We start from the raw sequence: 12749 nt of genomic DNA on the forward strand, positions 1-12749 counted from the left end.
AAAAATAAACGCTAAATATAGATATGTTAAGATTAGGAATTTTAGGATTAGGAGAAGGCAGAAGTACCATTTCGGCCTCGTTAGCGAGCAAGAAGTTTAAGCTCATCCAGATATGCGACGCCAATAAAAAGCTTTGTGAAGAACGGGCGCTTGAGTTCGATTTTCATAACTGGACCACCAGCTACGAAGATATGTTAACCAGTGATAAAATCGACATGATTGCGATTTACACACCCGATCATCTGCATTTCGGGCACATTAAACTGGCACTCGAACACGGTAAACATGTGGTTTGTACAAAGCCTTTTATTGATGATTTATCTCAGGCGAACGAATTGCTCGAACTGAGCAAAAAGTCCAGGAAGAAGATTTTTGTTGGCCAGAGCTCACGTTTTTTCGAACCTGCTATGCGCCAGAAGAAAGATTTCGATAAGGGTTTAATTGGTGAACTTATCACGATAGAAAGTTATTACCATGCCGATCACCGCTGGTTTTTAGAAAAAGGATGGTCGCTGAAACAATCATTTAAATGGTTGTATGGCGGATTAAGTCATCCTGTTGACTTTGTCCGCTGGTATATGCCGAATATAGATGAAGTAATGGGCTATGGAATGTTGAGTAGCAACGGTTTAAAGGCTGGTTTAAAAAATCAGGATACCATGCACTTTATTTTCAAAGCGAAAGATGGCAGAATTGCCAGAGTGAGTGGGGCGTATACCGGGCCAACCCAACCCGCCAGCCGCGATAGTGGAATGAGTTGCATTCTGCGTGGAACAGAAGGTGCCAGTCAGGCCGATTACCACGAGTTGCGATATGCAGTGACCACAAAAACAGGCGAAGAAAAAATTGTTACCTGGGGCGATGCTACCTTGAAGCACTATTTCCGTTTTGAGGGTCAAAGTCATCACGCCGGTGAATATCAGAATTACCTGGATTATTTCGCCGATAGTATTAATAACAAATTTACGGCCTATCCTGATCTGAAAGAAGGTATTGGAACGGTGGCATTGCTCCAGGCGATGGATAAATCGATGGAAACCGGATTGCCTGTAAAAGTTGATGAAATTCTAAAAGCAAATCATATTAGCAGAGAATCGATCGGGCTGTAATTGTTTGCTTATTTGCTACGGAGATACCGAAGAACACGGAAATAAAACAAGCCATGGTTTGTGTCTTCACGAACCAACAAGAATAAAAGTAGCTCCGTGAATACTGTGATTCCATGGCGAAAATAGAAAAACTAACCAAAGTAAATCAATGGGAAACATTGTAGAACGTTTAACCAGTTTGGATTACATTATTGTAATCGTTTATCTCATCATCCTGATCGTGATCGGGTATCGGGCAAGCTTTTCGAAAGACAAGAACAAAGATGAAACCCTGTTCCTCGCTAACAAATCTCTCGGTTGGGCCAGCATCGGTTTTAACATGTGGGGTACCAATGTGGGGCCCTCGATGTTATTGGCGTTTGCCAGTATTGGCTATACCACGGGCATTGTAGCCGTTAATTTCGACTGGTATGCTTTTATATTTTTGTTTTTGCTTGCAATTGTTTTTGCGCCAAAATACCTGGCCGCAAAAGTAAGCACCATGCCAGAGTTTATGGGAAACCGATATGGAGATTCTACGCAGAACATACTAGCGTGGTACGCTTTGGTGAAGATTTTAATCTCCTGGCTGTCTTTAGGCTTATTTGCAGGTGGCTTTCTGGTGAGGCAAATTTTAGGGATTCCGATGTGGCAGTCTGTTACGGTTTTGGTCGCTTTTGCGGGTCTATTCACCTTTTTCGGCGGCTTAAAAGCCATCGCTAAAGTGAATGTTTTTCAGATGATTTTGTTAATTGCTGTTTCGCTTTCCCTTACCCTTTTAGGTTTACACAAGGTTGGCGGAATTTCTGCTTTGTATGCTAAAACACCCGGTAATTTTTGGAATTTAATTCAACCCGCCAGCGATCCAAAATATCCCTGGTATGCAATTTTACTGGGTTATCCGGTTGCAGCTGTTGCGTTTTTCTGCACAGATCAATCAATGGTTCAATCCGTTTTAGGTGCGAAAAACTTGAAGCAGGGGCAATTGGGTGTGAGTTTTATCGGCTGGCTAAAATTGCTTTCGCTCCCCTTATTCATCGTGACAGGTATTTTATGCTACGTTTTATTTCCTGATCTTAAAGATCCAAACGAAGCCTACATGACCATGGTAACCAACCTTTTTCCGCCGGGGATGAATGGTTTAGTCATTGTGGTATTAATTGCGGTGTTGGTTGGCACGATCGGATCTTCCTTAAATTCCTTAAGTACTGTTTTTACGATGGATGTATATGTCAAGAAAATAAATCCGCAGGCAACCAATAAACAGATTATAAATATTGGCCGATTAACGGTAGTTGCCGGATGCATTATCGCAGTCATTGTAGTGCTTGCCATCGATAATATTAAAGGATTAAACTTATTTGATGTGTTTCAATCGGTTTTAGGCTTCATCGCCCCACCACTCTCTGTGGTATTCCTGTTAACCGTGTTCTGGAAGAAAACCACCAGAAAAGCAGTAAACTTTACCTTATCTATTGGTTCCATTCTTAGTTTGGGCATCGGAATTACCTATCTGTGGATCTTGCCACCCAATGAATATACTTTCTGGCCTCACTACCTCATGTTATCTTTTTACATTTTTGCAGGCCTGCTCATCACTGCTCTTCTCATTTCAATTTTAGATCGAAGCCCAAGCTTTTACAAAATCAATGATGAACACCAGGCCAACATCGAAAAGCCAGATCGAACAGTTTGGATTTCCTGGGCAGTTCTAGCGGTCGTGATGATTGCCTTATACCTGTTCTTCAACGGACATTGAGAAGTCTTGAGTCGGGAGCCCGAAGTCGGATGATAATAATATAAATGATGCTTTGCTTAATCTTCACCATATGAGAAACTTAAAAAAAATAATTCTGCTTTCCATCCTGAGTTGTTCAATCCTACCCGTTTTCGCGCAAAGAGCGTCTTGGATCTGGTATCCCGGCGATTTCGATATCTACATGAGTAATGTAATGCAAAACCGGAGAACCGAGCGCGGATCGTTCTTTCCTGTTTTCTGGAAGATGGATAGCCACTATGTTTTGGTAGATTTCCACAAAGAATTTACTATAAATGCGCCAGAAGAAGTTAAAATTTTTGTACAGGGAACTTACAACGTTAAAATTGATGGGCAAGCAATTGCAGGCTTCCCTAAAACCATCCAAATCCCGGCGGGAAAGCATAAGCTGAGTCTGAAGGTTTACAGTCAGGGAGCAGTACCGGCCATTTTTGTGCAAGGTAAAACAATTGTTTCTGATGAAACCTGGCTGACCACTTTTGAAGACAAAGAATGGATAGATCAAAGTGGAAAGGTATCTGATAAATCGGGAACAACCTTTGTTACGGCAGGTTCCTGGAATTTCACCGATCCTAACGTTTTGCCTTCAAATTTCAAATTGCCGGTAACCGCCCAATATGCTGTTAAAAAAGAAAAAGCAGGAAACGGCTATGTAGCCGACTTTGGAAAAGAGACTTTTGGCTTTGTTAAAATACATGGCTTAAAAGGGAAAGGAAAGCTGGGGATGTACTATGGCGAATCAAAGGAAGAGGCACTCTCCAAAGAAAAGTGCGAAACGCTCGATTACCTTGACGTTGATCTTGCCGCGAAGAGAGACTCTGTTATGCCACTCTCCAAAGCATTTCGTTATGTGAATTTTCAAGCAGAAAATGGGGTTACGGCAGATTCGATTTCCATGCTTTACGAATATGCACCGGTAACAGAGAGAGGGAGTTTTAAGTCATCTGATCAGGAATTAAATAAAATTTATGATGTGGCGAAATACACTTTTCATTTAAACACCCGCGAGTTTTTTATTGATGGCATTAAGCGCGATCGCTGGGTATGGAGCGGTGATGCTTACCAAAGCTATCTAATGAATTACTATTCTTTTTTCGATGCGCCAACTGTAAAAAGAACGCTGCTGGCCCAACGCGGAAAAGATCCGGTTACGGCACACATCAATACCATTATGGATTACTCTTTTTATTGGTTCCTGGGAATTTACGACTACTATAAATTCACCGGAGATAAGAAGTTTGTACAAGACATCTATCCAAGAATGCAATCACTCATGACCTATATAGATGGCCGAAAAAATAAAAATGGGTTATTAGAATGGATGCCGGGCGATTGGATTTTCATCGATTGGGCCGATAAATTAAGCAAAGATGGGGAAGTCAGTTTTGAGCAATTGCTTTACGCCCGAAGTTTAGAAACCATGGCTTTATGTGCCAAATTAGCGAACGACACTACGAATGCAGTGAAATATGAAAAAGAGGCAAAATCACTTAAAGCCAAAATTTTCGAATTATACTGGAACGAAACTAAAAGTGCACTGGTTCACAGCAGAGTTGGAAATCAACCTACTGCCAATGTTACCCGTTACGCAAACATGTTTGGAATTTTCTTCGACTATTTCACGCCTGAACAAAAACTGGCTGTGAAAGAACATGTATTATTGAATGATAAAATTGCGAAAATCACCACCCCATACATGCGTTTTTATGAGCTGGAGGCACTGTGTGCACTGGGTGAGCAGTCATACGTACTTAAAGAGATGAAAAATTATTGGGGCGGCATGCTTAAACTTGGCGCCACATCGTTCTGGGAAGAATATAATCCTGATAAGAAAGGAGTGGAGCACCTGGAAATGTATGGCAGGCCATTTGGAAAAAGCCTGTGCCATGCCTGGGGTGCCAGCCCTATTTATCTTTTAGGAAAATACTACTTAGGCGTTAGTCCTGATGCTCCAGGTTATGAAACCTATACCATTCAACCCAATTTAGGCGGTTTGGAATGGATGGAAGGTAAGGTTCCAACAGCAGATGGTGATATTTCTGTCTACATGAATAAAAACGAAATTAAAATAAACTCCGCCGTGGGCACTGGGCAATTAAGAATAAAAAGCAGAACAAAGCCGGTAGTTAAAGGAGCGGCAGTTAAATCTGTTGCTAAAGATTTATATCAGGTAACCATCAGGAAACATAAGAATTATATCATAAAATATAGCCCTCCAGCCCCGTAAAGGGGAGCTAAAGGCATGGTGGCAATAGCGGGTGGAAATTACGATAGGTATAGAGCGAAAAGTCTATAATCTATAGAATTCGAAAATTCAAAGCGCCCCTCTAAGTGGTTGAAGGGTATTGCGTTCGCATAACCTATAGAAAGTCAAAAGCCCCCTTCAGAGGGTTGGGGGTTAAACGCCAATCCGCTGTTCAATCTTCTTCACGCACTTGTACGCTTCTGCAAGGATTACTTCGTTTTCCATGGCTTTATCTGCATTTAGGGCATTTAACATGGAAATGGTTAAACAAGCGATTACTCCGTTACTCCCGGCAAGACCAACCGGAACGGATATGTCGGTTACACCGGAAACAGAATCGCTGTTTTTTACGTAAGAGCCACTTTGTTGAATATCATTCAATGAGCTGAGAAAATCTTCTTGTTGAGGCTTTGCATACTTTTTATAAATCGAATTGTTTTTTAATGTGGTATTCCGTTCGCTTTCTGGCATGTAGGCCAGTAAAACCTTCCCGGAAGCCGTGAGCGGGAGCGGGAACAAGTTGCCTTCCTCTATCGAAAGTGCAATCGGCCCCGGACTTTTTGCATGGATAATCACCATTACCTGGTTCATGTATAAAATACTTAAGTGGCACGACTGGCGGATGGCGTTTGCCAACTCTTCCAACGGAAACTGCGCAGCTTTACGAAGCTCATCAATAGGAGAGTGGCGGTGAGAAAGATAAAACAGCTTCAGCGATAAACGATATTTCCCGGAAACTTCATCACGCAGAATATAACCACGACTCTCCAGGCTCATTAACATCCGATAAATTTCGTTTGGCGTTTTCTCAATGCCTACTGCAATTTCTGTCTGGGAAAGTGGGATAGATTGCGCTGATAAATATTCCAATATATCAAGCCCCTTATCCAGGGCTGGTGCCTGATACTTCGATTCTTTTTCGTTCATACGGGTCTAAATTTGGCTGTAGCAGTTTTTTTACAATTCCAAACATACAAAATGCATTCATATTTATCGCTTACAACATTTTGTATTAATTTAAATACGAAGATATGTTTTCATATTTAAAAAAAACATTTATATTTGAATTGATGCTCAGCGGAAATGCAGATTCATTTCATCATGATGGAAACTGATTCTTTTTCTGCTTCAAGGTATCAATAACCATTTATAAACCCAAATTATTATTGCTTTGCGTGAAATTGGTAACGCGGAGTTAAACATAAAAAAATGAGCAGAATTTTATTTTTTTCCTGGCTATTTTCGATCAGCATTTCGCTGTCTGCGCAAGATATTCAGGTTGCTCAATTATCCTGTGCTTACTTAAATAATCCCATTGGAATAGACACCAGTACTCCGGGTTTAAGTTGGAAATTGCAGTCTAAACAACACAATGTTACGCAAACGGCCTATCAGGTTTTGGTTGCCAGCAGCTTCGGCAACTTGAATAAAAATATCGGTAATGTATGGGATACCAAAAAAGTAGCATCAAATCAATCCATTCAGGTTCATTACAAAGGCTCCAGACTCGTTTCAACACAGAAATATTATTGGAAAGTACGCGTTTGGGATCATTATGGCAAAAGTTCCGGCTGGAGTAAACCCGCTTTTTTCCAAATGGGATTACTGAACAGCACCGACTGGAAAGACGCAAAATGGATAGCCTATGAAAAGTTAGCCGATTCAAATGTCAATGTGCTGCCAACAGATGGGAAGAAAGATAAAAACAATGCAAACAATGTCTTGCCTATGATTCGAAAGGAGTTTAGAGTGGCAAAGCCGATTAAAAACGCAACAATTTTTATTTCGGGCCTCGGCCATTTTGAATTAAGCTTAAACGGAGCCAAAGTTGGAGATGATTTTCTTGCCCCCGGCTGGACAAAATATGATAAAGAAGCATTGTACGTTACCTATGATATCACCAATCAGTTAAAAAAAGGAGCAAATGCGATTGGCGTAATGCTGGGAAATGGTTTTTATTACGTGCCTCCCGTTAAGGGCAGGTACAGAAAGTTGAAGTCGGCATTTGGGTACCCAAAAATGATTTGCCGCCTGAAAATTGAATATACAGATGGAACGTTTGCCAATCTCGTCAGCAACGAAAGCTGGAAAACAGCCCCATCGCCTGTTATCTTCTCCAGTATTTACGGCGGAGAAGATTACGACGCAAATCTCGAACAGAAAGGCTGGAATGCCGCCGGATTTAACGATAGAAGCTGGAAATCATCACTCCTTGTTGATGGTCCGGAATTAAACGCACAGCAAGAAGCACCAGTAAAAGTTTTCGAAACTTTTAACGCTAAAAGTATCCTTCCTACACGAAATAAGGAGTGGGTTTATGATCTGGGACAAAATGCTTCTGCAATTATAGAATTGAAGGTTCGTGGTAAAAAAGGAGATACCATTCGCATTACACCTGCAGAGTTATTGAAGGAAGATGGAACGGTAACTCAGAAAAATACCGGCGGGCCATCGTATTTCACTTACATCCTCAAGGGCAATGGAGTGGAAACCTGGCGTCCAAGATTCTTCTATACCGGCTTCCGCTACCTTCAGGTTAAAGGCGGTGTTCCGGCAGGTAAAGAACACTCATTGCAACAACCGGTTATCGAAGATTTAAGGGGATTGCACATCCGTAATGCCGCGGAAACGGTTGGATCGTTCCGGTCGTCTAATGAATTGTTTAACAAGACATTTACTTTAATTGATTGGTCGATCAAAAGTAATATGATGAGTGTCTTTACCGATTGTCCGCAACGGGAAAAGCTTGGCTGGCTGGAGCAATTGCATTTGATGGGAAAATCGGTAAATTACAACTATGCCACGGCACCTTTGTTTAGAAAGGCCATGGAAGATATGCGCAATTCACAACTTGCCAACGGCCTTGTACCCGAAATTGCGCCTGAATATGTAAAATTTGAATGGGGTGGAGATATGTTCCGCGATTCGCCGGAGTGGGGAAGCAGTTGCATTTTAGTGCCCTGGGATCTATACAAATACTATGGTGATCTGCAAGCGTTAACAGACTATTACCCCGTAATGCAGCGCTATATCAAATATTTAGAATCAAAAGCGAATCAACATATTTTATCTCAGGGTTTGGGCGATTGGTACGATTTAGGTCCGAAGCCACCTGGTGTTTCGCAGCTCACGCCAATGGGCATTACGGCGACAGCTATTTATCATTACGATTTAAAAATTCTTGAAAAAATAGCCGCTTTATTAGGCAAGAAAGAAGATGTTCTGGCTTATTCAAAACTTGCTGCCAAAGTTAGAAAGGCATTTAATGCCAGGTTTTTTAATGCTGAAACGAAGCAATATGGGTCTGGTAGTCAGGCGGCGAATGCAGTGGCCGTTTACATGGAATTGGTTGATGAAAAAGATAAGCAAGCCGTAGTTGAAAATTTGGTAAAGGATATTCAAAGTCATAATAACGGATTAACAGCTGGCGATATTGGTTATCGTTATGTATTACGCGTGCTGGAAGATGCCGGCAGATCGGATGTAATTTTCGATATGAATAGTCGCTCGGATGTTCCGGGTTACGGGATGCAGATTGCCAAGGGAGCAACGGCTTTAACCGAAAGCTGGGCGGCTTTACCAACGGTTTCAAATAATCATTTTATGCTGGGGCATCTAATGGAATGGTTTTACAGCGGTGTGGGTGGCATCCGTCAGGATGAAAATTCAGTAGCATTTAATAAAATCAGAATCGAACCTCATGTAGTTGGTGATTTGACTTCGGCTGATGTGAGTTACGATTCTCCATATGGAAAGATTTCATCTAAATGGCAAAAAATGGATAAAAGTTTCCTGCTTGAAGTTCATATCCCTGTTAATACTACCGCAGATATTTATTTTCCTTCAAAATTGAAACAGACTATCACAGATGAAATTAACCCTAGAATAAGCGGCTTAAAAATTGAAAACGGAAAAGCCAAAATCACAGTTGGTTCAGGGCATTATAAATTTAAGAGTACAGATGAAGAGATGTAAAATTATTTTATTTCTAGTTTTTTGTGCATCTGTTTTATATGCTCAGAATACAGTTTCTCAGGCAGAAATGGAAAAGATTTATCAGGAAATCAAAACGCCTTTTAAATATGGTCTGGTGATGGTTCCAGGTGATAAAGACCATAAAATGGATTGCCCGACTATTTTCAGAAAAGGCAAAGACTGGTACATGACTTACCTGATTTTTAGTGGTAGAGGTTACGAGACCTGGATGGCGAAAAGCAAGGATTTACTGCATTGGGAAAACCTGGGCAAAATAATGTCATTTGGCCATGCAGGCAATTGGGATGATAATCAAAAAGCCGGCTACAATGCATTGCTGGACACGAAATGGGGAGGAAGTTACGGTGTGAGCCAGTTTGATGGCAAATATTGGATGTCATATTTCGGCGGTAAGGAAAAGGGTTACGAAGTAGAGCCGTTATCAATTGGAATGGCCTACGCCCGTAAACATCCATCAATTGTTCAGGAATGGAACCGTTTGGAAAAGCCGGTATTAAGTTCTTCAGATGCTGATGTGCGCTGGTGGGAAAATAGAAACAAGCTTTTTAAAAGCACAGTAATTGAAGATAAAAAGAAACTAACAGGTCACCGTTTCGTGATGTATTACAATGCCGTTGGCGATTCGCTAATGAACAATAAGAAAACCAGATGGTATGAAAGAATCGGGATGGCGGTTTCTGACAATATGATTAATTGGAAGCGTTTTCAAAAAGATCCCGTTGTACATCATCCTGTGGGCATTACCGGCGATGCCGTTATTCAGCAGATGGGAAGCAATTACGTAATGTTTTATTTTGGTGCCTTCTGGCAGGAGAGAAAAGGATCATTTAATCGCTTTGCAGTGTCGAAAGATTTAGTAAACTGGACGGATTGGACAGGTGATAATTTAATTGAATCATCTGAAAAGTACGATGAACTATACGCACATAAATCGTTCGTTATGAAACATAAAGGCATAGTTTATCACTTTTATTGCGCGGTAAACAAATTAGATCAACGCGGAATTGCCGTCGCCACATCGAAAGATTTAGGAAAAAGTAAGGTAGATTTTGTTCAATAATTAGCAATGAGAATAACTCAACTAACATATAAAATATTTGTTTTATCGCTAATGGTGTTTTTGGCATCGGGTAATTGCGAGGCAATTTCTTCTATTCCGGTAATGGCGAGGTCGTTCCAATCATCGTCATTGCGGGGAGGCACTACGAAGCAATCTATTTCGAAAGAGAGATTGCTTAGTCTGATGAAAAATCAGACTCCCAATGACGAAGTACGAAGTAGAACCAGTTTTAACAAAGACTGGAAATTCTTTTTAGGCGATGAACCGGGTGCAAGATCTCCTGCTTTTACGGATACGAAATGGCGTAAATTAACCCTGCCACATGATTGGAGCATCGAAGGGAAATTTGATCAAAAAAATCCTGCGAAACCAGAGGGCGGAGGTTTACCAACAGGAATTGGTTGGTACAGGAAAGAATTTAATGCACCTGCAAACTTTGCGAACAGATTGATCACACTCGAATTCGATGGCGTCTATAAAAACAGCGAAGTGTGGATCAATGGAAAATACCTGGGTAAACGCCCGTACGGCTACAGTTCTTTCTCTTATGAGATCAGCAAATATTTAAAATCCGGAAAAAATCTCATCGCGGTTAAGGTTGATAATTCTGCTCAACCAGATTCCCGCTGGTATTCCGGTTCAGGCATTTACCGGAATGTATGGTTAACCTCAGCTGCTAAAATTTCTGTTGCCAAATGGGGCACATTTGTATCAGCAGCGCAATCCGGAAGTGTAAAAATCGAAACACAAATTCAAAATAAAACACTAAAATCTCAGTCGGTTTTGGTAGCTCATACAATTTATGATCCTAATGGAAAGTTAGTTCTGAAAACCAAACTGCAATCGCTTAAGCTAGATACTTCGGGTAGGACGATCATCAGTGAGACCCAAATTTCCAACCCCATACTGTGGTCAGTTGCAAATCCGAAGCAATATAGCATGCAGACTCAAATTTTGCAGAACAATAAATTAATTGATACCTACGAGACCAAATTCGGCATCCGGGGTTTCCAATTTGATGCGGAAAAGGGCTTTTCCTTGAACGGAAAACCAATGAAAATTTTAGGCGTTTGCCTGCATCACGATTTAGGGGCGCTCGGTGCGGCCGTGAATATTCGGGCAATGGAACGCCAATTGGAGATAATGAAGGAAATGGGTGTGAATGCCATTCGAACTGCCCATAACCCGCCGGCACCTGAGTTTTTAGATTTGTGTGATAAAATGGGTTTCCTGGTGATGGATGAAGCTTTCGACATGTGGGCGAAAAAGAAAACTAAAAATGATTATCATCTAAACTTCCCTGAATGGCATAAAACAGACCTGGAAGATATGATTGTTCGCGACAGAAATCATCCATCCATCATTCTTTGGAGCATCGGCAATGAAATCCGTGAGCAATTTGACAGCACTGGCACCGCAATTACAAAAGAACTGGTTTCGATCGTAAAAAGCCTGGATAAAACCCGTCCCGTAATTTCAGCTTTAACAGAGACCAAAGCAGAAAAGAATTTTATTTATCAGGCAAGCGCCCTGGATATTTACGGTTTAAATTACAATCACAAGTTATATAAAGATTTTCTAAAAAACTATCCGGGTGTTAAATTCCTGGCAACGGAGACTACCTCAGCGCTGGAAACCCGTGGATTTTATGATACGGCAGATACCATCCGGCGCTGGCCAAAAGATGGCAAAACGAAATTTACCGAAGGAAACAAAGCGTGGTCGGCTTCTTCTTATGATAATGTTTCTGCTTATTGGGGTTCTACACATGAAGAAACCTGGAAGGAAGCAAAGAAATACGATCATGTTTCGGGTTTGTTCGTATGGACCGGATTCGATTACCTTGGCGAACCATTGCCTTATGCATGGCCGGCCAGAAGCTCTTATTTCGGAATTGTTGATTTGGCAGGATTCCCGAAAGATTCTTATTACATGTATCAAAGCGAATGGACGAACAAGCCAGTGCTTCACATCTTACCGCACTGGAACTGGGAGCAGGGTAAATCAGTAGAAGTCTGGGCCTATTATAACCATGCTGATGAAGTTGAATTGTACCTCAACGGGAAGTCTTTAGGTAAAAAATCGAAGCAAAATGATGATTTACATGTGCTTTGGAACGTAAACTTCGAGCCTGGAACATTGAAAGCCGTATCCCGAAAAAGTGGAAGAGATATTTTAACCCGTGTAGTGAAAACAGCCGGCGCAGCCGCTAAAATAGAACTGGTAGCAGACCGGAATAATATAAAAGCTGATGGAAAAGATTTGTCATTCATCACCGTTAGGATTTTAGATGCAGCAGGAAACGTGGTGCCTGATGCAGAAAATTTAATTGATTTTAAGGTAGAAGGAAATGGATTTATTGCAGGTGTTGATAACGGTTTCCAGGCAAGTTTAGAACCGTTCAAGGCCAGTTACCGGAAAGCATTTCATGGTTTATGTTTAGCCATATTGCAATCAACCGAAAAGGTGGGCGTAATTAAATTAACGGCAACCTCATCAGGATTGTCAAAGGCTTCGATTGTAGTTAAAACTGGAAAATGATTGGAATCAAATTAAAAATAAATTTTACCGGGAACCAAAGAA

7 protein-coding genes are annotated in these 12749 nt (G+C 41.1%); 6 read left to right on the forward strand and 1 reads right to left on the reverse strand.

All coding sequences use genetic code 11. From position 1 onward, the window contains the following. Positions 1-23: 23 nt before the first annotated feature. From GJU39_RS12030 to GJU39_RS12040, 3 genes are all read left to right on the forward strand, one after another. On the forward strand, positions 24-1109 hold the full coding sequence (locus tag GJU39_RS12030) for a Gfo/Idh/MocA family protein (RefSeq protein WP_154281048.1): 1086 nt from the start codon (positions 24-26) through the stop codon (positions 1107-1109). Positions 1110-1257: 148 nt separating this feature from the next. Next, the gene (locus GJU39_RS12035) at positions 1258-2847 is read left to right on the forward strand and encodes a sodium:solute symporter family transporter (RefSeq protein WP_154281049.1); all 1590 of its coding nucleotides are present in this window, start codon (positions 1258-1260) and stop codon (positions 2845-2847) included. A gap of 70 nt (positions 2848-2917) precedes the next feature. After that, on the forward strand, positions 2918-5092 hold the full coding sequence (locus tag GJU39_RS12040) for an alpha-L-rhamnosidase-related protein (protein WP_154281050.1): 2175 nt from the start codon (positions 2918-2920) through the stop codon (positions 5090-5092). 171 nt (positions 5093-5263) lie between these two features. Here GJU39_RS12040 and GJU39_RS12045 read toward each other — a convergent pair whose 3' ends face one another. Continuing rightward, a complete protein-coding gene (locus GJU39_RS12045; protein WP_154281051.1) occupies positions 5264-6037 on the reverse strand; it encodes an IclR family transcriptional regulator in 774 nt (257 codons plus the stop codon). A gap of 282 nt (positions 6038-6319) precedes the next feature. Here GJU39_RS12045 and GJU39_RS12050 point away from each other — a divergent pair, with 282 nt between their 5' ends. From GJU39_RS12050 to galB, 3 genes are read left to right on the forward strand one after another with little or no spacing between them, the layout of a single operon-like run. Further along, positions 6320-9085, forward strand: coding sequence for an alpha-L-rhamnosidase (locus GJU39_RS12050; RefSeq protein ID WP_154281052.1), 2766 nt, complete (start codon positions 6320-6322; stop codon positions 9083-9085). After that, on the forward strand, positions 9072-10166 hold the full coding sequence (locus GJU39_RS12055; RefSeq protein ID WP_154281053.1) for a glycoside hydrolase family protein: 1095 nt from the start codon (positions 9072-9074) through the stop codon (positions 10164-10166). The genes GJU39_RS12050 and GJU39_RS12055 overlap by 14 nt, the downstream gene beginning before the upstream one ends. 6 nt (positions 10167-10172) lie before the next feature. Continuing rightward, positions 10173-12707, forward strand: a complete 2535-nt coding sequence (gene galB / locus GJU39_RS12060; RefSeq protein WP_245227844.1) for a beta-galactosidase GalB — start codon at positions 10173-10175, stop codon at positions 12705-12707. Positions 12708-12749: the final 42 nt, after the last annotated feature.

The sequence above is a fragment of the Pedobacter petrophilus genome, from assembly GCF_009674725.1.
Lineage (GTDB): Bacteria > Bacteroidota > Bacteroidia > Sphingobacteriales > Sphingobacteriaceae > Pedobacter > Pedobacter petrophilus.

Coding starts and splice junctions, on each gene's coding strand:
- GJU39_RS12030 (WP_154281048.1), top strand. CDS start 24: ATGTTAAGATTAGGAATTTTAGGATTAGGAGAAGGCAGAAGTACCATT.
- GJU39_RS12035 (WP_154281049.1), top strand. CDS start 1,258: ATGGGAAACATTGTAGAACGTTTAACCAGTTTGGATTACATTATTGTA.
- GJU39_RS12040 (WP_154281050.1), top strand. CDS start 2,918: ATGAGAAACTTAAAAAAAATAATTCTGCTTTCCATCCTGAGTTGTTCA.
- GJU39_RS12045 (WP_154281051.1), bottom strand. CDS start 6,037: ATGAACGAAAAAGAATCGAAGTATCAGGCACCAGCCCTGGATAAGGGG.
- GJU39_RS12050 (WP_154281052.1), top strand. CDS start 6,320: ATGAGCAGAATTTTATTTTTTTCCTGGCTATTTTCGATCAGCATTTCG.
- GJU39_RS12055 (WP_154281053.1), top strand. CDS start 9,072: ATGAAGAGATGTAAAATTATTTTATTTCTAGTTTTTTGTGCATCTGTT.
- galB (WP_245227844.1), top strand. CDS start 10,173: ATGAGAATAACTCAACTAACATATAAAATATTTGTTTTATCGCTAATG.